The 18,744-nt window shown below is 60.3% G+C and carries 20 protein-coding genes; 18 read left to right on the plus strand and 2 right to left on the minus strand.

Features of this window, described 5'->3' with window-relative positions:
* Positions 1-170: 170 nt before the first annotated feature.
* Entirely contained in the window at positions 171-848 is a 678-nt protein-coding gene (locus ACA079_RS22445; protein WP_497700991.1) for an alpha/beta family hydrolase, read from the minus strand.
* Positions 849-957: 109 nt separating this feature from the next.
* On the opposite strand from ACA079_RS22445, the gene ccoN (ACA079_RS22450) reads away from it, so the two are divergent.
* The 18 genes from ccoN (ACA079_RS22450) to ACA079_RS22535 all read left to right on the plus strand — a co-directional run bounded on the left by ccoN (ACA079_RS22450) (position 958) and on the right by ACA079_RS22535 (position 17,460).
* Positions 958-2,382 carry a cytochrome-c oxidase, cbb3-type subunit I gene (ccoN, locus tag ACA079_RS22450; RefSeq protein ID WP_497700992.1) on the plus strand — a complete coding sequence of 475 codons (1,425 nt, stop codon included), beginning with the start codon at positions 958-960 and terminating at the stop codon, positions 2,380-2,382.
* A gap of 10 nt (positions 2,383-2,392) precedes the next feature.
* A complete protein-coding gene (gene ccoO / locus ACA079_RS22455; protein ID WP_150655306.1) occupies positions 2,393-3,001 on the plus strand; it encodes a cytochrome-c oxidase, cbb3-type subunit II in 609 nt (202 codons plus the stop codon).
* Positions 3,002-3,010: 9 nt separating this feature from the next.
* A complete protein-coding gene (locus ACA079_RS22460; protein ID WP_497704362.1) occupies positions 3,011-3,223 on the plus strand; it encodes a cbb3-type cytochrome oxidase subunit 3 in 213 nt (70 codons plus the stop codon).
* Positions 3,220-4,173 carry a cytochrome-c oxidase, cbb3-type subunit III gene (ccoP, locus tag ACA079_RS22465; protein ID WP_497700993.1) on the plus strand — a complete coding sequence of 318 codons (954 nt, stop codon included), beginning with the start codon at positions 3,220-3,222 and terminating at the stop codon, positions 4,171-4,173. The genes ACA079_RS22460 and ccoP (ACA079_RS22465) overlap by 4 nt, the downstream gene beginning before the upstream one ends.
* A 482-nt stretch (positions 4,174-4,655) precedes the next feature.
* Positions 4,656-6,098: a cytochrome-c oxidase, cbb3-type subunit I gene (ccoN, locus tag ACA079_RS22470; RefSeq protein ID WP_008157290.1), complete on the plus strand. Its 1,443-nt coding sequence runs from the start codon at positions 4,656-4,658 to the stop codon at positions 6,096-6,098.
* A complete protein-coding gene (gene ccoO / locus ACA079_RS22475; protein ID WP_018925301.1) occupies positions 6,098-6,706 on the plus strand; it encodes a cytochrome-c oxidase, cbb3-type subunit II in 609 nt (202 codons plus the stop codon). Before ccoN (ACA079_RS22470) ends, ccoO (ACA079_RS22475) begins: the two co-directional genes overlap by 1 nt.
* 5 nt (positions 6,707-6,711) lie before the next feature.
* The gene (locus ACA079_RS22480) at positions 6,712-6,897 is read left to right on the plus strand and encodes a CcoQ/FixQ family Cbb3-type cytochrome c oxidase assembly chaperone (RefSeq protein ID WP_003175465.1); all 186 of its coding nucleotides are present in this window, start codon (positions 6,712-6,714) and stop codon (positions 6,895-6,897) included.
* Positions 6,894-7,877, plus strand: coding sequence for a cytochrome-c oxidase, cbb3-type subunit III (gene ccoP / locus ACA079_RS22485; protein ID WP_415770252.1), 984 nt, complete (start codon positions 6,894-6,896; stop codon positions 7,875-7,877). The genes ACA079_RS22480 and ccoP (ACA079_RS22485) overlap by 4 nt, the downstream gene beginning before the upstream one ends.
* 183 nt (positions 7,878-8,060) lie before the next feature.
* On the plus strand, positions 8,061-8,315 hold the full coding sequence (locus ACA079_RS22490) for a type II toxin-antitoxin system Phd/YefM family antitoxin (RefSeq protein ID WP_497700994.1): 255 nt from the start codon (positions 8,061-8,063) through the stop codon (positions 8,313-8,315).
* Positions 8,315-8,725, plus strand: coding sequence for a type II toxin-antitoxin system VapC family toxin (locus ACA079_RS22495; RefSeq protein ID WP_497700995.1), 411 nt, complete (start codon positions 8,315-8,317; stop codon positions 8,723-8,725). Before ACA079_RS22490 ends, ACA079_RS22495 begins: the two co-directional genes overlap by 1 nt.
* 205 nt (positions 8,726-8,930) lie before the next feature.
* Positions 8,931-10,343, plus strand: a complete 1,413-nt coding sequence (ccoG, locus tag ACA079_RS22500; protein WP_033055652.1) for a cytochrome c oxidase accessory protein CcoG — start codon at positions 8,931-8,933, stop codon at positions 10,341-10,343.
* A gap of 11 nt (positions 10,344-10,354) precedes the next feature.
* On the plus strand, positions 10,355-10,894 hold the full coding sequence (locus ACA079_RS22505) for a FixH family protein (protein WP_123365412.1): 540 nt from the start codon (positions 10,355-10,357) through the stop codon (positions 10,892-10,894).
* 123 nt (positions 10,895-11,017) lie between these two features.
* On the plus strand, positions 11,018-13,468 hold the full coding sequence (locus ACA079_RS22510; RefSeq protein WP_497700996.1) for a heavy metal translocating P-type ATPase: 2,451 nt from the start codon (positions 11,018-11,020) through the stop codon (positions 13,466-13,468).
* 22 nt (positions 13,469-13,490) lie between these two features.
* Positions 13,491-13,709 carry a cbb3-type cytochrome oxidase assembly protein CcoS gene (ccoS, locus tag ACA079_RS22515; protein WP_007905420.1) on the plus strand — a complete coding sequence of 73 codons (219 nt, stop codon included), beginning with the start codon at positions 13,491-13,493 and terminating at the stop codon, positions 13,707-13,709.
* Positions 13,702-14,385: a sulfite exporter TauE/SafE family protein gene (locus ACA079_RS22520; RefSeq protein WP_033055657.1), complete on the plus strand. Its 684-nt coding sequence runs from the start codon at positions 13,702-13,704 to the stop codon at positions 14,383-14,385. The genes ccoS and ACA079_RS22520 overlap by 8 nt, the downstream gene beginning before the upstream one ends.
* A 200-nt stretch (positions 14,386-14,585) precedes the next feature.
* A complete protein-coding gene (gene hemN, locus ACA079_RS22525) occupies positions 14,586-15,968 on the plus strand; it encodes an oxygen-independent coproporphyrinogen III oxidase (protein ID WP_497704363.1) in 1,383 nt (460 codons plus the stop codon).
* 129 nt (positions 15,969-16,097) lie between these two features.
* Positions 16,098-16,832: a fumarate/nitrate reduction transcriptional regulator Fnr gene (fnr, locus tag ACA079_RS22530; RefSeq protein ID WP_415770263.1), complete on the plus strand. Its 735-nt coding sequence runs from the start codon at positions 16,098-16,100 to the stop codon at positions 16,830-16,832.
* A gap of 79 nt (positions 16,833-16,911) precedes the next feature.
* On the plus strand, positions 16,912-17,460 hold the full coding sequence (locus ACA079_RS22535) for an adenine phosphoribosyltransferase (protein ID WP_008146813.1): 549 nt from the start codon (positions 16,912-16,914) through the stop codon (positions 17,458-17,460).
* 118 nt (positions 17,461-17,578) lie between these two features.
* Here ACA079_RS22535 and ACA079_RS22540 read toward each other — a convergent pair whose 3' ends face one another.
* Positions 17,579-18,727 carry an acyl-CoA dehydrogenase family protein gene (locus ACA079_RS22540; RefSeq protein ID WP_497700997.1) on the minus strand — a complete coding sequence of 383 codons (1,149 nt, stop codon included), beginning with the start codon at positions 18,725-18,727 and terminating at the stop codon, positions 17,579-17,581.
* Positions 18,728-18,744 lie beyond the last annotated feature (17 nt).

Genomic DNA, 18,744 nt, shown 5'->3' on the forward strand with positions numbered 1-18,744 from the left:
TTCCGGGTTTTTTATTGCCTTGTTGAAAGTTATGGTGCCTGAAAGATTGCTATCGCGAGCGAGCTCGCTCCCACAGGGGATTTGCAGCGGATGAAGATCTGATTCACATCACAAATCAAAATGTGGGAGCGAGCTTGCTCGCGATGAGGCCCTGCCCAACGCCGCAAACTTCACTGCAGAAACTCGGACACCTTCTGCGCCGCAGCCTCCAGATGTTGCTCATGGGTAAACCCGGAAGCCTTCAACGGCTTCAAATCATGATCCCCCGCCACCAGCCAGAACACCTCGATACTTGGTGCCAACGTGTAAGCCTCGACGGCCTCGCGATTCCCCAACGCATCCCGCTCGCCCTGCACGATCAACGTCGGCGTCTGAAGCGCGGCCAAATGCTCAACCCGAGGCTTCTCCGGTTTCCCCACCGCATAAAACGGATACCCGAGGCACACCAACGCATCGGCCTTTAGTTCATCCGCCAAAAGACTCGCCATCCGCCCGCCCATGGACTTGCCGCCAATGGCCAGACGCCCAGCGACATGGCGTCGCACCACGCCATAGACCTCACGCCAGCATTCCAGCAGTTTCGGTGCCGGGTTCGGTGGACGTTTGCCGCCATCAAGACGCCGTTGCGCCATGTACGGAAACTCGAAGCGCAGCACGTTGATCCCAGATGCAGCAAGGCGCGCAGCCATGTCGTTCATCCAGCCGCTGTCCATCGGCGCACCGGCGCCATGGGCGAGAATCAACGTCGTCGAGGCCGGCGCTGAGGCGGCATTCCACAACCATCCATGATCCCGCACACACCGCGCCCATTGATCCCCGTCAATACTGGCCTTGTGCTCTTTGTCCATGCTTGCCTCGCTTTTAGTCTGCCTATAACTCCAGGCGAAGGGAGCGTCTGCCGTGCGGCTTACTCGCAAAGACAGGCCTTCACTTCGGCTGAACCGTGGATGGGGAACCATGAACACTTCTATCAGTACCGCCTACAACTACAAGGTGGTCCGCCAATTCGCCATTATGACGGTGGTGTGGGGCATCGTCGGTATGGGGCTCGGGGTTTTTCTCGCGGCTCAATTGCTCTGGCCTGAACTCAACTTCAATCTGCCGTGGACCAGCTTCGGGCGTTTGCGCCCGTTGCACACCAACGCAGTGATCTTCGCCTTCGGCGGTTGCGCCCTGTTCGCCAGTTCGTTGTACTCCGTACAAAGGACTTGCCAGACCCGCTTATATGCTCCCGCAGTTGCCGCGTTCTGCTTCTGGGGCTGGCAAGTAGTGATCCTGCTGGCGGCTATCAGCCTGCCGCTGGGTTACACCAGTTCCAAGGAATACGCCGAACTGGAATGGCCGATCGACATCCTGATCACCATCGTCTGGGTCGCCTACGCCGTGGTGTTCTTCGGCACGATCATGCAGCGCAAGACCAAGCACATCTACGTCGGTAACTGGTTCTTCGGTGCGTTCATCATCACCGTGGCGATTCTGCACATCGTCAACAACCTTGAGCTGCCGGTGAGTTTCACCAAGTCCTACTCGGTGTATGCCGGTGCGACTGATGCCATGGTTCAGTGGTGGTACGGGCACAACGCCGTAGGCTTTTTCCTCACCGCCGGTTTCCTCGGGATGATGTACTACTTCGTGCCGAAACAGGCCGAGCGTCCGGTGTATTCCTATCGCTTGTCGATCGTGCACTTCTGGGCGCTGATCACCCTGTACATCTGGGCCGGTCCGCACCACTTGCACTACACCGCGCTGCCGGACTGGGCACAGTCGCTGGGCATGGTGATGTCGCTGATCCTGCTGGCACCGAGCTGGGGCGGGATGATCAACGGGATGATGACGCTCTCGGGCGCCTGGCATAAGTTGCGCAGCGACCCGATCCTGCGCTTCCTCGTGGTCTCGCTGGCGTTCTACGGCATGTCGACCTTCGAAGGGCCGATGATGGCCATCAAAACGGTCAACGCCCTCTCCCACTACACCGACTGGACCATCGGCCACGTTCACGCCGGCGCCCTCGGTTGGGTCGCGATGATCTCGATCGGCGCGCTGTACCACATGATCCCGAAAATCTTTGGCCGCACGCAGATGCACAGCATCGGCCTGATCAACGCGCACTTCTGGCTCGCCACCATCGGCACCGTGCTCTACATCGCTTCGATGTGGGTCAACGGCATCGCCCAGGGCCTCATGTGGCGCGCAGTCAATGAAGACGGCACGCTGACCTACTCCTTCGTCGAAACCCTGGTGGCCAGCCACCCAGGCTTCGTCGTGCGATTGGTAGGCGGTGCGATCTTCTTCAGCGGCATGTTGCTGATGGCCTACAACACCTGGCGCACCGTTCGGGCCTCGCAACCTGCCGAAGTCGCCGCTGCTGCGCAGATCGCCTGAGGAGGCCGCCATGAAACACGAAACAATCGAGAAAAACGTCGGCCTGCTGATGTTGTTGATGGTGCTGGCCGTGAGCATTGGCGGTCTGACCCAGATCGTCCCGCTGTTCTTCCAGGACGTGACCAATAAACCGGTGGAAGGCATGAAGCCCTACACCGCGCTGCAACTGGAAGGTCGCGACATCTACATCCGCGAAGGCTGCGTCGGTTGCCATTCGCAGATGATCCGTCCGTTCCGTGCCGAGACCGAACGCTACGGCCACTACTCGGTGGCCGGTGAAAGTGTCTGGGATCACCCGTTCCTGTGGGGCTCGAAACGTACCGGTCCGGACCTGGCCCGGGTCGGCGGTCGCTACTCCGAAGACTGGCACCGCGCGCATTTGTACAACCCGCGCAACGTGGTGCCGGAATCGAAAATGCCCGGCTATCCATGGCTGGTGGCCAATCAACTCGACAGCAGCCACACCGAAACCAAGATCCGCGCCATGCGCACGTTGGGCGTGCCGTACACCGACGATGACATCGCCGGCAGCGTGGCTTCGCTCAAAGGCAAAACCGAAATGGACGCACTGGTCGCTTACCTGCAAGTGCTCGGCACATCCATCAAGAGCAAGAGGTGAGCCATGGCCATGCCCTTTGAAATACTAAGCGTAATGAGCAGTGGAATGATCCGCGGCCTGGGCACGGTCGTGGTGTTCATGGCCTTCGTCGGCCTGACGCTGTGGGTGTTCAACGGCAAGCGCAATCCGGAATTCGCCGAAGCGCGTTTGCTGCCGTTCGCCGATGAACCGCTACCCGATGACGCCACCCAAGAACCTGAAACAAGGAGTACCCGGCCATGACCACCTTCTGGAGTACGTGGATCTGCGTACTGACCATCGGCAGCCTGATCGGCCTGACCTGGCTGCTGATCGGCACCCGCAAGGGCGAAACCAAGGGCAGCGTCGACCAGACCATGGGCCACAGCTTCGACGGCATCGAGGAGTACGACAATCCGCTGCCGCAGTGGTGGTTCATGCTGTTCGCCGGCACGCTGGTGTTCGCCGTAGGTTATCTGTTGCTTTACCCCGGCCTAGGCAACTGGAAAGGCATTCTGCCGGGTTACGAGGACGGCTGGACCGGCGTCCACGAGTGGGAAAAGGAGATGAACAAGGCGGACGCGAAGTTCGGGCCGATCTTCGCCAAATTCGCGGCGATGCCCGTGGAAGAAGTGGCGGCGGACCCGCTAGCGTTGAAAATGGGCGGTCGCCTGTTTGCCTCCAATTGCGCGGTCTGCCACGGCTCGGATGCCAAGGGCGCTTTTGGTTTCCCCAACCTGGCTGACAACAGCTGGCGCTGGGGCGGCAACGCCGACACCATCAAAACCACGATCATGGGTGGTCGCATGGCCGCGATGCCGGCCTGGGGTGAAATCCTCGGTGATGCCGGCGTGAAGAACGTCGCGGCATATGTGCGCCACGACCTGGCCGGTCTGCCGTTGCCTGCCGAAAGCGGTGCTGACCTGCACGCCGGACAGCAAGCGTTCAGCACTATGTGCGTAGCCTGTCATGGAGCAAACGGCCAGGGCACTGAAGCCATGGGCGCGCCGAATCTAACGCAACCGGCCGGCTTTATCTACGGTACAAGCCTGGCGCAGCTGCAACAGACCATTCGCCATGGCCGTCAGGGCCATATGCCGGCGCAGAACGAACTGCTCGGCAACGACAAGGTGCAATTGCTGGCCGCTTACGTTTACAGCCTGTCTCATGGGCTGAGCACCGAGCGTTTGCAGGCTGAAGGCAAACACGAATAAATCTCGACCGCTCTGCTGCCGCATTCTCCCGGATGCGGCAGTTCCCTGCCCCTTTGCGACCAAGTGTCGCACCCCTCCGCTAGTCCTCCTTTCGGTTCCCCAGATTCGGGTCTAAGCTTCCCCGATGCGGACTGGCATGAGCCGGTTCCAGGTCGACCCAACCCGATGTGTTCGACGAATCTGCTCGATGACAAGCCGCAAAGGCTGGTAGATACCGGCTGTCGTGCCAATTGCCATCTGTCACCCGATCGTTGTGTTTGAACACACCCCGTTACATCCGACCTGACCCCCTCACCATTTTCGTCTGCTGCGACATTTTGCCCTTGGGCAATTTTGTCCCTACGCGGCGCATGGAAAGGCCGCAGAATCAGCTTTTGAAAGCATTGACCCAGGTCATGGCGCGTTGCAATGACCCCCCGCTTTCTCCATACTTGCGGCCGATTTTTACTCCTAATAAAACACCCAAACCGTGGAACCTTAGAATGAGCACAGCAATCAGTCCGACTGCTTATAACTATAAGGTAGTCCGCCAGTTCGCCATCATGACGGTGGTCTGGGGGATCCTTGGCATGGGGCTTGGTGTCTTCATCGCCTCACAGCTTGTATGGCCGGAATTGAACTTCGGTCTGCCGTGGACGACTTTTGGACGCTTACGCCCGTTGCACACCAACCTGGTGATTTTCGCCTTCGGTGGTTGTGCTCTGTTTGCCACTTCTTATTACGTCGTGCAGCGAACCTGCCAAACGCGACTGATTTCCGACAGCCTCGCCGCCTTCACCTTCTGGGGTTGGCAAGCGGTGATCGTCGGCGCGATCGTTACCTTGCCGCTGGGTTACACCACCACCAAGGAATACGCGGAACTGGAATGGCCCCTGGCTATTCTGCTGGCCATCGTCTGGGTTACTTACGGTCTGGTGTTCTTCGGCACCATCACCAAGCGCAAAACCAAGCACATCTATGTGGGTAACTGGTTCTACGGCGCTTTCATCGTTGTGACGGCGATGCTGCACATCGTCAACCACGCTTCCCTGCCGGTCAGCTTCTTCAAGTCCTACTCGGCCTACGCCGGTGCGACTGACGCGATGATCCAGTGGTGGTATGGCCACAACGCGGTCGGTTTCTTCCTGACCACCGGCTTCCTGGGGATGATGTACTACTTCGTTCCGAAGCAGGCCGAGCGTCCGATCTACTCCTATCGCCTGTCGATCGTGCACTTCTGGGCGCTGATCACACTGTACATCTGGGCCGGTCCGCACCACCTGCACTACACCGCACTGCCGGACTGGGCTCAGTCGCTGGGCATGGCGATGTCGATCATCCTGCTGGCACCAAGCTGGGGCGGCATGATCAACGGCATGATGACCCTGTCGGGCGCCTGGCATAAGCTGCGCACCGACCCGATCCTGCGCTTCCTCGTTGTGTCGCTGGCCTTCTACGGCATGTCGACCTTCGAAGGCCCGATGATGGCCATCAAGACCGTCAACTCGCTGTCTCACTACACTGACTGGACCATCGGCCACGTACACGCCGGCGCCTTGGGCTGGGTAGCGATGATCTCGATCGGCGCCATCTACCACATGATCCCGAAACTGTTCGGTCGTGTGCAGATGCACAGCATCGGCCTGATCAACACGCACTTCTGGCTCGCGACCATCGGTACCGTGCTGTACATCGCTTCGATGTGGGTCAACGGCATCACCCAGGGTCTGATGTGGCGTGCAATCAACGACGACGGCACCCTCACCTACTCGTTCGTTGAAGCGCTGCAAGCCAGCCATCCTGGTTTCATCGTTCGCGCCCTGGGCGGTGCGTTCTTCGCCAGCGGCATGCTGTTCATGGCCTACAACGTATGGCGTACTGTACGTGCCTCGAACCCGGCTGAAGCCAAAGCTGCTGAACAGATTGCTGTAGTTGGAGCTCACTGATGAAGCATGAAGCAGTCGAGAAGAACATTGGCCTGCTGGCCTTCTTCATGGTTATCGCCGTCAGCATCGGCGGCCTGACCCAGATCGTTCCGCTGTTTTTCCAGGACGTCACCAACAAGCCGGTCGAAGGCATGAAGCCTCGCACCGCCCTTGAACTGGAAGGCCGCGACATCTACATCGCCAACGGTTGTGTCGGCTGCCACTCGCAGATGATCCGCCCGTTCCGTGCTGAAACCGAACGTTACGGCCACTACTCGGTCGCCGGTGAAAGCGTCTGGGACCACCCGTTCCTGTGGGGTTCCAAGCGTACCGGTCCGGACCTGGCCCGTGTTGGCGGTCGTTACTCTGATGACTGGCAGCGTGCGCATTTGTACAACCCGCGCAACGTGGTGCCTGAGTCGAAAATGCCGGCCTACCCGTTCCTCGTGGAAAACAAGCTCGACGGCAAAGACACCGCCAAGAAAATGGAAGTCTTGCGCACGCTCGGCGTCCCTTACACCGACGAAGACATCGCCGGCGCCAAGGATGCTGTGAAGGGCAAAACCGAAATGGACGCGCTGGTGGCCTATCTGCAAGGCCTGGGCACCATCATCAAAAGCAAACGGTGATTTAGATGGATATCGGGATGATTCGTGGCCTGGGCACCGTTGTTGTGATGGTGGCCTTCATCGGTCTGGCGTTGTGGGTATTCAGCCCCAAGCGCAAGTCGGAGTTTGAAGACGCGACCTTGCTGCCTTTCGCGGATGATCCCGAAGCCATCAAGCACGTCGAGCAAGCTTCTAGGAGTAACAAAGAATGACTACGTTCTGGAGTCTGTACGTCACAGTCCTCAGTCTCGGCACGATCTTCGCCCTGACCTGGCTGCTGCTGTCCACCCGCAAGGGCCAGCGCAGCGAAGCCACCGAAGAAACGGTTGGCCACTCCTTCGACGGGATCGAGGAGTACGACAACCCACTGCCGAAATGGTGGTTCATGCTGTTCGTGGGCACCATCATCTTCGCCCTGGGCTACCTGGTGCTGTACCCGGGCCTGGGTAACTGGAAAGGCCTGTTGCCGGGCTACAACTACCTCGATAACGAAAAGCAGACCGCGTTCGCCAACGGCCAGAGCGGCTGGACCGGCGTTCACGAGTGGGAAAAGGAAATGGCCAAGTCGGACGCCAAGTTCGGCCCGATCTTCGCCAAGTTCGCTTCCATGCCGATTGAAGAAGTTGCCAAGGACCCGCAAGCCCTGAAGATGGGTGGCCGCCTGTTCGCCTCCAACTGCTCGGTCTGCCACGGTTCCGATGCCAAGGGCGCTTATGGCTTCCCTAACCTGACCGACGCCGACTGGCGCTGGGGCGGCGAAGCGGAAACCATCAAGACCACCATCATGGGCGGTCGTCACGCTGTGATGCCGGCCTGGGCAGAAGTGATCGGCGAGCAAGGCGTTGCGAACGTTGCCGCGTTCGTACTGACCAACCTCGATGGCCGCAAACTGCCGGAAGGCACCAAGGCTGACCCGGTAGCCGGGCAGAAGCTGTTCGCCGCCAACTGCGCGGTGTGCCACGGTCCGGAAGGCAAAGGCACGCCAGCAATGGGCGCACCTAACCTGACCCACCCGGCAGCGTTCATCTACGGTTCGAGCTTCGCTCAACTGCAGCAGACCATCCGTTACGGCCGTCAGGGCCAGATGCCTGCGCAAGAACAGCTGCAAGGCAACGACAAGGTTCACCTGCTGGCCGCATACGTCTACAGCCTCTCTCACGGTGAGAAAGCGCCAGTGGCGGACGCCCAGTAAGGCAAACGCTTGATGCAACAAAAAACGGCCCCGCCAATGTGAATTGGCGGGGCCGTTTTGGTTTCGGCCGCTTATGGCCTGCGCTGTAGCGACCAACGGTGCTCCACTGCGCGCCTCCGAGATTGCGCATCAACTTGCCGAGTAGTAACGTTTCTACAAAGCACTTTCAGGGGGACATCCACGATGGCCATCACCACCATTTCCAGCCGTGAATTCAATCAGGACACAAGTAGTGCCAAAAAAGCCACGCGCCAGGGCCCGGTTATCATCACCGACCGTGGCAAGCCAGCTCACGTACTGCTAAGCATTGAGGACTACCAAAAACTGACCGGCATCAACGCCAGCATTGTCGAACTGTTAGTGATGCCGGAAGCGGCAGACATCGAGTTCGAAACCGAGCGTGCCGTGATCATTCATCGACCCGTGGACCTGTCCTGATGTTTCTACTCGACACCAACGTGATTTCTGAACTGCGCAAACCCCAGGCTGATGCAAACGTCGTCGCCTGGGCTAAAAGTGTTATCGCGCCACGTATGTTTATTTCGGCCATTACCTTGAAGGAACTGGAGACAGGGGTTCTACGGATGGAGCGTCGTGATCCCGTTCAGGGGAAGGTATTGCGCACTTGGTTGAAGCGACACGTCATACCGGCCTTTGATGCCAGAATCTTGCCGGTCGATGCCGCCGTGGCGCTACGGTGTGCCAGTTTGCATGTTCCGGACCGTGCCAATGAAAGCGACGCCCTAATCGCAGCGACTGCACTGGTTCATGGCCTCACAGTGGTCACCCGTAACATCAGCGATTTTCAATCCAGCGGCGTTGCGCTGATCAATCCGTGGGACGAATGAGTTCGTCGCCCTCGAAAACCGTCCATAATTCACAAGTCAATTGATTCAAGTCATTACACCGCCAGATGATTTCCACCAACGTGACCAAAGGTCGCACCCTTGACCTAGAGCGACAGGCGTATCATTACGCCACTGCAACACCTCTTTTTGACCGCGGTCGGCACGTACTGACCGAGGCATTTTTCCACTGCCGTGGGATGCAATGATGAGCAATCAGATTCCGGTACACGACGTTACCCCTGCCAAGAACGCGAACAACAGCGTCGACCTCTACGCCTCTCGAGAAAAAATCTACACCCGCGCCTTTACCGGCCTGTTCCGCAACCTGCGAATGATGGGCGGTGCCGGGCTGTTTCTGCTGTATTTCGGTACGGTCTGGCTGAGCTGGGGTGGCCATCAGGCCGTATGGTGGAACCTGCCGGAGCGCAAATTCTTCATCTTTGGCGCAACCTTCTGGCCTCAGGACTTCATCCTGCTCTCGGGGATCTTGATCGTCAGCGCCTTCGGCCTGTTCTTCATTACCGTGTACGCCGGGCGGGTCTGGTGCGGCTATACCTGCCCACAGAGTGTCTGGACCTGGATTTTCATGTGGTGCGAGAAGGTCACCGAAGGCGACCGCAACCAGCGCATCAAGCTCGACAAAGCGCCCATGAGCGCCAACAAATTCCTGCGCAAATTCAGCAAACACACGATGTGGCTGTTGATCGGCTTCGTGACCGGCATGACCTTCGTCGGTTACTTCTCGCCGATCCGCGAGCTGACCATCGACTTCTTCACGGGTGAAGCCGACGGTTGGTCGTATTTCTGGGTCGGTTTCTTCACCCTCGCCACCTACGGCAATGCCGGCTGGTTGCGCGAGCAGGTGTGCATTTACATGTGCCCGTACGCGCGCTTCCAGAGCGTGATGTTCGACAAAGACACCCTGATCGTTTCCTACGACCCGCGCCGTGGTGAAAGCCGCGGCCCGCGCAAGAAAGGCGTCGACTACAAGGCCATGGGCCTGGGCGACTGCATCGACTGCACCATGTGCGTCCAGGTCTGCCCGACCGGTATCGACATCCGCGACGGCCTGCAAGTCGAATGCATCGGCTGTGCGGCCTGCATCGATGCCTGCGACAGCATCATGGACAAGATGGATTACCCGCGCGGCCTGATCAGCTACACCACCGAGCACAACCTGTCCGGGCAAAAAACCAATAAACTGCGCCCGCGCCTGATCGGCTACGCCACGGTGCTGCTGGCGATGATTGCCTTGCTGATGACCGCGTTCTTCATGCGTTCGCTGGTTGGTTTCGACGTCAGCAAGGACCGTGTGCTGTACCGCGAGAACGCCGAAGGCCGGATCGAAAACGTCTACAGCCTGAAGATCATGAACAAGGATCAGCGCGACCACACCTACGTGCTCGAAGCCGCTGGCCTGCCGGACCTCAAGCTGCAAGGCAAGCGCGAGATTAAGGTCGCCGCCGGAGAGATTTTCAGCCAGCCGGTCGAACTGTCCAGCGCACCGGAAAAACTGCCATCGAGCACCAACGAGGTGAAATTCATCCTCAAGGATGCCGATGACGACAGCGTCCACATTGAAGCCAAGAGCCGGTTCATCGGCCCACAAGTTCGTTGAGAGAAGTGATCATGCCCGCAGCAAATGCCGCAAGTCCTTGGTACAAGCACCTTTGGCCGTGGATCATCATCGCCATCCTGGCGTGTTCCGTGACCCTGACGTTGTCCATGGTGACGATCGCAGTGAAAAACCCGGACAACCTGGTCAACGACAACTATTACGAGGCCGGCAAAGGCATCAACCGCTCCCTCGACCGCGAACTGCTGGCGCAGACCCTGCTGCTGCGCGCCAGCGTTCATCTGGACGACGTGACCGGTGAAGTCGACCTGCGCCTGAGCGGCAACAGCCAACCGAAAACCCTGGAGCTGAACCTGATCTCGCCGACCCAGCCGGAGAAGGATCGCAAGATCACCCTGGCACGCAGCGAAACCGAACAGGGCCGCTACATTGGCCAGTTGAACGACAAGGTCGACGGTCGCCGCTTTGTAGAACTGCTGGGCGTACAGGACGACAAGACCTGGCGCATGTTCGAAGAAGAACAGGTCAGCCATGACAAGGATCTACTGCTGGGTGATGAACCGCTGCAAGGCGCCGAAGACCTGAAGAAGTAGAAGCCTGCGCTTCGCGCATCGCGAGCAAGCTCGCTCCCACAGGGTTTTGTGAACGCCACAAATCCAATGTGGGAGCGAGCTTGCTCGCGATGAGGCCCTTCCGGACGATATAGACTTCACCTCATGACCACTCCACTCCCCTGCTACCACTGCGCCCTGCCCGTCCCGGCCGGCAGCCGCTTCACCGCTGCCGTCCTCGGTGAAACCCGCGAGTTCTGCTGCCCGGGTTGTCAGGCCGTGGCCGAAGCCATTGTGGCCGGTGGACTGGAGACCTACTACCAGCATCGCAGCGAGTCATCGGCCAACCCCGAAGCGCTGCCGGTGCAGTTGGTGGACGAACTGGCGTTGTACGACCGCGCCGACGTGCAAGCCCCCTTCGTCCGCCACGAAGGCGAACTCGCCGAAACCACCCTGTTGATGGAAGGCATCAGTTGCGCCGCCTGCGGCTGGTTGATCGAGAAACACCTGCGTGGCTTGCCGGCAGTGGCCGAAGCGCGTCTGAACCTGTCCAACCATCGCCTGCACGTACGCTGGGCCGATGCGCAACTGCCGCTGAGCCAGGTACTCAGCGAATTGCGCCACATCGGTTACGCCGCGCACCCCTATCAGGCCGACCGCGCCAGCGAACAACTGGCCAGCGAAAACCGCCTGGCCCTGCGCCAACTCGGCGTGGCCGGGCTGTTGTGGTTCCAGGCGATGATGGCAACCATGGCCACCTGGCCGGAATTCAACATCGACCTCAGTCCCGAGCTGCACACCATCCTGCGCTGGGTCGCGCTGTTCCTCACCACCCCAATCGTGTTCTACAGCTGCGCGCCATTCTTCAAAGGCGCGATGCGCGACTTGCGCACCCGGCACCTGACCATGGACGTTTCGGTGTCGCTGGCGATTGGCAGCGCCTACATCGCCGGGATCTGGACCTCGATCACCGGCGTCGGTGAACTGTATTTCGATGCGGTCGGCATGTTCGCGCTGTTCCTGTTGGCCGGGCGTTATCTCGAACGTCGCGCCCGGGAACGCACCGCCGCCGCCACTGCGCAACTGGTCAATCTGTTACCCGCCTCGTGCCTGCGCCTGAGTGCCGATGGCCAGAGCGAGCGGATCCTGCTCAGCGAACTGCGTGTAGGCGATCAGGTGCTGGTGCATCCCGGCGCGATCCTCCCGGCCGACGGCAAGATCCTCGAAGGCCAGTCGAGCATCGACGAATCCCTGCTCACCGGCGAATACCTGCCGCAACCGCGCACGCCGGGCGATGCCGTCACCGCCGGCACCCTGAACGTCGAGGGTGCGCTGACCGTGGAAGTCCTGGCGCTGGGTCAAAACACCCGACTGTCCGCCATCGTCCGCCTGCTGGACCGCGCCCAGGCCGAGAAGCCGCGACTGGCGGAAATCGCCGACCGCGCCGCGCAATGGTTCCTGCTGCTATCGCTGATTGCCGCTGCCGTCATCGGCCTGATCTGGTGGGAACTGGATTCTTCGCGGGCCTTCTGGATTGTGTTGGCGATGCTCGTTGCGACGTGCCCGTGCGCCTTGTCCCTGGCCACACCGACCGCCCTCACCGCCGCCACCGGCACGCTGCACAAACTCGGTTTGCTGCTGACTCGCGGTCATGTGCTGGAAGGTCTGAATCAGATCGACACGGTGATTTTCGACAAGACCGGCACGCTCACCGAAGGGCGCCTGGCGTTACGTTCGATCCGCCCGCTCGGCGCGCTCAATAGCGATCAATGCCTGAGCCTGGCCGCCGCCCTGGAAAACCGCTCCGAACACCCAATCGCCCGCGCGTTTGGCCGGGCGCCGCTGGCCGCCGAAGAAGTCCACAGCACGCCCGGACTTGGCCTCGAAGGCTTGGTCGGTGAGCAACGCCTGCGCATCGGCCAACCGGGTTTTGTCTGTGAACTCAGTGGCGCTGCTGTGCCGCTAATGCCGGACGAAGCCGGCCAATGGCTGCTGCTCGGTAACAGCCAGGGGCCGTTGGCATGGTTTGTTCTCGATGACCGCCTGCGTGCCGACGCGCCCGCCCTCCTCGCCGCCTGCAAGGCTCGCGGCTGGCGAACATTGTTGCTGTCCGGCGACAGTTCGCCGATGGTCGCCAGTGTCGCCGCAGAACTGGGCATCGATGAAGCCCGTGGCGGTTTGCGTCCGGACGACAAATTGCAGGTCCTGCAACAGCTGCACAAGGAAGGCCGCAAGGTGTTGATGCTCGGTGACGGGGTCAACGACGTGCCAGTGCTGGCCGCCGCCGACATCAGCGTGGCCATGGGGTCGGCCACCGATCTGGCGAAAACCAGTGCCGACGCGGTATTGCTGTCGAACCGCCTCGACGCACTGGTACAAGCCTTCAGCCTGGCTCGACGCACCCGCCGGGTAATCATCGAGAACCTGCTGTGGGCCGGGCTGTACAATGGCCTCATGTTGCCGTTCGCCGCCCTCGGCTGGATCACTCCGGTATGGGCCGCGGTCGGCATGTCCATCAGTTCGTTGACCGTGGTGCTGAACGCCCTGCGCCTGACTCGCATGCCAAACACGCCTGCGATCAACGCCACGCCAGAAACCCGTCCGCTGCCGGCCTGAGCCGCGCGGGCATGGAGTCCAGATGCCAGCTCTCTACGTGATGATCCCGGCCGCGCTGCTGATCGTGGCCATCGCCATTTACATCTTCTTCTGGGCAGTCGACAGCGGTCAGTACGACGACCTCGACGGCCCGGCCCACAGCATTCTGTTCGACGATCAGGACCCAAACCACAAGGCCGCGGTCGACGAAGCCAGCGGTCATCCGGCCAAGCCGGACGACAAGGCGCCACCCCATGCTTGAGTTGGCGCCGCTGCTGGTGTCTGCGGTGATTCTCGGTCTGCTCGGTGGCGGGCATTGCCTGGGGATGTGCGGCGGCTTGATGGGCGCGCTGACCCTGGCAATTCCCAAGGAACAACGCAGCCGGCGTTTTCGACTGCTGCTGGCCTACAACCTGGGGCGAATTCTCAGCTATGCAACGGCCGGCCTGCTGATCGGTCTGGCCGGTTGGGCGGTGGCCAACAGCCCGGCGGCGATGTTCATGCGCGTCATTGCCGGATTGCTGTTGGTCGCCATGGGCCTGTACCTCGCCGGTTGGTGGAGCGGCCTGACCCGCATCGAAAGCCTCGGTCGCGGCCTGTGGCGGCATATCCAGCCGGTTGCCAACAAACTGCTGCCGGTGTCGAGCGTCCCCCGCGCGTTGCTGCTGGGCGCGCTCTGGGGCTGGCTGCCGTGCGGGCTGGTTTACAGCACGTTGCTGTGGTCGGCGAGTCAGGGCAATGCGCTGGACAGTGCGCTCTTGATGCTCGCGTTCGGGCTCGGCACCTGGCCGGTGTTGCTCGCCACAGGGTTGGCGGCAGAGCGGGTCACGGCGTTGTTGCGCAAACGTAGCGTGCGGATGACGGGCGGATTACTGGTGATCCTGTTCGGCATCTGGACCTTGCCGGGGCCGCATCAGCATTGGCTCATGGGGCATTAGATCGGCGGCGCACCCATCGCGAGCAAGCTCGCTCCCACAGGGATTTGCAGTGTTCACAAAACCTGTGGGAGCGAGCTTGCTCGCGATGGCGCCCGTACAAACAACACAAATCCTGACCGTTGATGCAAATCAAGATGCCCCGACGCCGCACCCCATAGACTCGCTGACACTGCCAGCCTATCCGGGGGAATGCCCGCATGATGCTCGACGCCATTCGTTGGGATACCGATCTGATCCGCCGTTACGACCTGGCGGGACCGCGCTACACCTCCTACCCGACCGCGGTGCAATTCGACGGTCAGGTCGGCACATTCGACCTGTTTCACGCCCTGCGCGACAGCCGCAAAGCCCTGCGCCCGATATCGCTGTATGTGCACGTGCCGTTCTGCGCGAATATTTGCTACTACTGCGCCTGCAACAAAGTCATCACCAAGGATCGTGGCCGGGCCCAGCCCTATTTGCAGCGCCTTGAGCAGGAAATCCAGCTGATCGCCTGCCACCTCGACCCCGCGCAGAAAGTCGAGCAACTGCATTTCGGCGGCGGCACCCCGACCTTTCTCAGTCACGATGAACTGCGCCTGTTGATGGCCCAGTTGCGCAAAAGCTTCAACTTGCTGGACGACGATTCCGGCGACTACGGCATCGAAATCGACCCTCGCGAAGCCGACTGGGCGACCATGGGCCTGCTCCGTGAACTGGGTTTCAACCGGGTCAGTATCGGCTTGCAAGACCTCGATCCGGCGGTGCAACGAGCGGTCAATCGCCTGCAAAGCCTGGAAGAAACCCGCGCGGTGATCGACGCCGCCCGCACGCTGCAGTTTCGCTCGATCAACATTGACCTGATCTACGGCTTGCCGAGGCAGACACCCGAGAATTTCGCGCGCACCGTCGATGAAGTCATCAACCTGCAACCCGACCGCCTCTCGGTGTTCAACTACGCGCACCTGCCGGAACGCTTCATGCCGCAACGGCGAATCAACAGCGACGAGTTACCGACTCCGGCGCAAAAACTGGAAATACTCCAGGGCACCATCGAGCAGTTGACCAAGGCCGGTTACCGCTACATCGGCATGGACCACTTCGCGCTGCCCGACGATGAACTGGCGATAGCCCAGGAAGAATCAACCCTGCAACGCAACTTCCAGGGCTACACCACCCACGGTCATTGCGACCTGATTGGCCTGGGCGTGTCGGCCATCAGCCAGATCGGCGACTTGTATTGCCAGAACAGCAGCGACCTGAATCAGTACCAGAACACGCTGGCCAGCGCGCAGCTGGCCACCAGCCGTGGTCTGCTGTGCAACGCCGATGATCGCCTGCGACGTGCGGTCATCCAACAACTGATCTGCACTTTCAGCCTGGAATTCGCCGAGATCGAACACGCCTTCAACATCGACTTTCAGGGTTACTTCGGCGAACTCTGGCCACAGTTGCAGGGGATGGCCGACGACGGGCTGATCGAACTTGATAACGAACGGATTACCGTACTGCCCGCCGGACGATTGCTGGTGCGTTCGGTGTGCATGGTGTTCGACGCATACCTGGAACAGCAAAATCGCCAGCGGTTTTCACGGGTTATCTAGCCATCACCTCACTTGCTGGTCTACGAAACGCTGATTAACGACCCTGCGACGAAATAGCCGCGTGCCTGAACGTCCTCCCGTGGGTTACCCTTACGGCTTATGTGTGTTTTTCCCACAAGGATTGAAGAAATGTCCGAGCCAGTAAAGCTGCGCGCTCATAGCCAGGCCCATTGCAAGGATTGCAGCCTGGCCCCCCTCTGCTTGCCACTTTCTTTGAATCTGGAAGACATGGATGCGCTGGACGAAATCGTTAAACGTGGCCGCCCGCTGAAAAAGGGCGAATTCCTGTTCCGTCAGGGCGACACGTTCGATTCCGTTTATGCAGTACGCTCTGGCGCCCTGAAAACCTTCAGCCTGAGCGATGGCGGCGAAGAACAGCTCACCGGTTTCCACCTGCCGAGTGAGCTGGTCGGCCTGTCGGGCATGGACACCGAAAAGCACCCGGTCTCGGCGCAAGCCATGGAAACCACATCGGTGTGTGAAATTCCTTTCGACCGCCTCGACGAATTGTCGGTGCAACTGCCGCAACTGCGTCGTCAGTTGATGCGCGTGATGAGTCGCGAGATTCGCGACGACCAGCAAATGATGTTGCTGCTGTCGAAGAAAACCGCCGACGAGCGCATCGCCACGTTCCTGGTCAACCTGTCGGCCCGTTTCCGCGCCCGGGGTTTCTCGGCCAACCAGTTCCGCCTGAGCATGTCGCGCAACGAAATCGGCAATTACCTGGGCCTCGCGGTGGAAACCGTGTCCCGGGTGTTCACGCGCTTCCAGCAAAACGAACTGATTGCGGCTGAAGGCAAGGAAATCCACATCCTCGACCCGATCCAGCTCTGCGCCCTGGCCGGCGGTTCGCTAGACGGCTGATTTCGGCGTTTGCGGCTGAGCGAAACGGTTCAGCCGCCGTTATACTGCGTCGTTTGCAGCCTGCCAGGACACCTCGACGATGGTCTTCGACTCCTTCGACATCAAATCCCTCATCCGCCCTGTGATCGACTTTCCCAAGCCGGGCGTGATCTTTCGCGACATTACCCCATTGTTCCAGTCGCCCACGGCCCTGCGCCTGGTGATGGACAGCTTCGCCCACCGTTATGTCGAGGCTGACTTCACCCACATCGGTGCGATGGACGCTCGTGGTTTTCTGATCGGTTCGGTCCTGGCCTATCAGCTGAACAAGCCGCTGGTGCTGTTCCGCAAGCAAGGCAAGCTGCCGGCCGACGTTCTGGCCGAGGGTTATGCGACCGAATACGGCGAAGCCTTCCTCGAAGTCCACGCCGACAGCCTGTGCGAGGGAGATTCGGTGGTGATGTTCGATGACCTGATCGCCACGGGCGGAACGCTGATTGCGGCGGCGAACCTGGTTCGACGCATGGGTGCGCGGGTTCACGAAGCGGCGGCGATTATTGATTTGCCGGAATTGGGCGGGTCGCAGCGTTTGGAAGATATGGGGATTCCGACGTTTTGCCTGACGCAGTTTGCGTTGTCTGATAAATAGGCGGCGTCTGGGCTGACGCTATCGCGAGCAAGCTCGCTCCCACAGGGGTTTTGTGATCGCCGCAAATCCCCTGTGGGAGCGAGCTTGCTCGCGATGACGTCAGCCGCTACACCGCCGATTAAAGCCCCATCTGCTTACTGATGATCTCGTTCATCACTTCCCGCGTCCCCCCACCGATCGACAAGATCCGGTTATCGCGATACAGCCGCTCCACCAGGCTCTCACGCATATAACCGAGGCCACCCAAAATCTGCACCGCATCCGTAGTAATCCGGTCAGCCGTGTCAGTCGCAAAATTCTTGGCCATAGAAATCTCCTTGATCACACTCTGCCCCGCCGCCATTTTCGCCGCCTGGCGGTAGGTGAATTCCCGTGACACCTCCAGCGCCGTCGCCATTTTCGCAAGGCGATGCTTGAGCACCTGAAATTTACCGATGGGTTTACCGAACGCCTCACGTTGGCGAGCCCATTTCAGGCTCTCTTCCAGCGCCAGTTGTGCGGTCATGTTGGCCATTAACGCCAGCGCCAGGCGCTCGCTCTGGAAGTTGCCCATGATGCAGGCGAAGCCCATGTTTTCGGCACCAATCAGATTTCCTACCGGCACCCGGCAATCGTCGAAGAACAGTTCGGCAGTGTCCGACGCCCACCAACCCATTTTCTTCAACTGACGACCGACAGTGAAACCGGGCGTGCCCTTCTCGATCAACAGCAGGCTGATGCCACCGAAACCCGGCGCACCGGTACGCACCGCGACGGTGTAGAAATCCGCGCGGACGCCACTGGTGATAAAGGTTTTGCTGCCGCTGACCCGGTAGAAGTCGCCGTCACGCACGGCGCGGGTTTGCAGGTTGGCGACGTCGGAGCCACCGCTGGGTTCGGTAACGGCCAGGGCGCTGATCTTCTCGCCGGCGAGCACCTGAGGCACAACGCGATCGCGAACTTCGGGCCTGGCCCACTTGAGGATCGGCGGCAGGCCGATGTCCAGCGAGCCGAGCCCCGCCACCAGACCGCCGGAACCGCAGCGCATCAGCTCTTCGCTGGCGGCGACCTTGGCGAACAGATCACCTTCGTGACTGCCACCCAGGGCTTCGGGATAACCGATCCCCAGAATCCCCGCCGCGCCCGCCTTGAGGTAGAGCTCGCGGGGAAAGCTTTCGGCTTCTTCCCACTGGTCGATGTCCGGCAAGATCTCGCGCTCGACGAAACGTCTGACGCTGTCGCGGACCAATTGGTGGCTGGGGTCGAAGTATTCCTGAAAGGCAGGCATCGGCGAACTCCACTGAA

The sequence above is a fragment of the Pseudomonas sp. LBUM1645 genome, from assembly GCF_059716185.1.

Bases quoted from the DNA above. Each gene is read 5' to 3' on its own strand.
- ACA079_RS22445 (WP_497700991.1), bottom strand. From the start codon at position 848: ATGGACAAAGAGCACAAGGCCAGTATTGACGGGGATCAATGGGCGCGG.
- ccoN (WP_497700992.1), top strand. From the start codon at position 958: ATGAACACTTCTATCAGTACCGCCTACAACTACAAGGTGGTCCGCCAA.
- ccoO (WP_150655306.1), top strand. From the start codon at position 2,393: ATGAAACACGAAACAATCGAGAAAAACGTCGGCCTGCTGATGTTGTTG.
- ACA079_RS22460 (WP_497704362.1), top strand. From the start codon at position 3,011: ATGCCCTTTGAAATACTAAGCGTAATGAGCAGTGGAATGATCCGCGGC.
- ccoP (WP_497700993.1), top strand. From the start codon at position 3,220: ATGACCACCTTCTGGAGTACGTGGATCTGCGTACTGACCATCGGCAGC.
- ccoN (WP_008157290.1), top strand. From the start codon at position 4,656: ATGAGCACAGCAATCAGTCCGACTGCTTATAACTATAAGGTAGTCCGC.
- ccoO (WP_018925301.1), top strand. From the start codon at position 6,098: ATGAAGCATGAAGCAGTCGAGAAGAACATTGGCCTGCTGGCCTTCTTC.
- ACA079_RS22480 (WP_003175465.1), top strand. From the start codon at position 6,712: ATGGATATCGGGATGATTCGTGGCCTGGGCACCGTTGTTGTGATGGTG.
- ccoP (WP_415770252.1), top strand. From the start codon at position 6,894: ATGACTACGTTCTGGAGTCTGTACGTCACAGTCCTCAGTCTCGGCACG.
- ACA079_RS22490 (WP_497700994.1), top strand. From the start codon at position 8,061: ATGGCCATCACCACCATTTCCAGCCGTGAATTCAATCAGGACACAAGT.
- ACA079_RS22495 (WP_497700995.1), top strand. From the start codon at position 8,315: ATGTTTCTACTCGACACCAACGTGATTTCTGAACTGCGCAAACCCCAG.
- ccoG (WP_033055652.1), top strand. From the start codon at position 8,931: ATGAGCAATCAGATTCCGGTACACGACGTTACCCCTGCCAAGAACGCG.
- ACA079_RS22505 (WP_123365412.1), top strand. From the start codon at position 10,355: ATGCCCGCAGCAAATGCCGCAAGTCCTTGGTACAAGCACCTTTGGCCG.
- ACA079_RS22510 (WP_497700996.1), top strand. From the start codon at position 11,018: ATGACCACTCCACTCCCCTGCTACCACTGCGCCCTGCCCGTCCCGGCC.
- ccoS (WP_007905420.1), top strand. From the start codon at position 13,491: ATGCCAGCTCTCTACGTGATGATCCCGGCCGCGCTGCTGATCGTGGCC.
- ACA079_RS22520 (WP_033055657.1), top strand. From the start codon at position 13,702: ATGCTTGAGTTGGCGCCGCTGCTGGTGTCTGCGGTGATTCTCGGTCTG.
- hemN (WP_497704363.1), top strand. From the start codon at position 14,586: ATGCTCGACGCCATTCGTTGGGATACCGATCTGATCCGCCGTTACGAC.
- fnr (WP_415770263.1), top strand. From the start codon at position 16,098: ATGTCCGAGCCAGTAAAGCTGCGCGCTCATAGCCAGGCCCATTGCAAG.
- ACA079_RS22535 (WP_008146813.1), top strand. From the start codon at position 16,912: ATGGTCTTCGACTCCTTCGACATCAAATCCCTCATCCGCCCTGTGATC.
- ACA079_RS22540 (WP_497700997.1), bottom strand. From the start codon at position 18,727: ATGCCTGCCTTTCAGGAATACTTCGACCCCAGCCACCAATTGGTCCGC.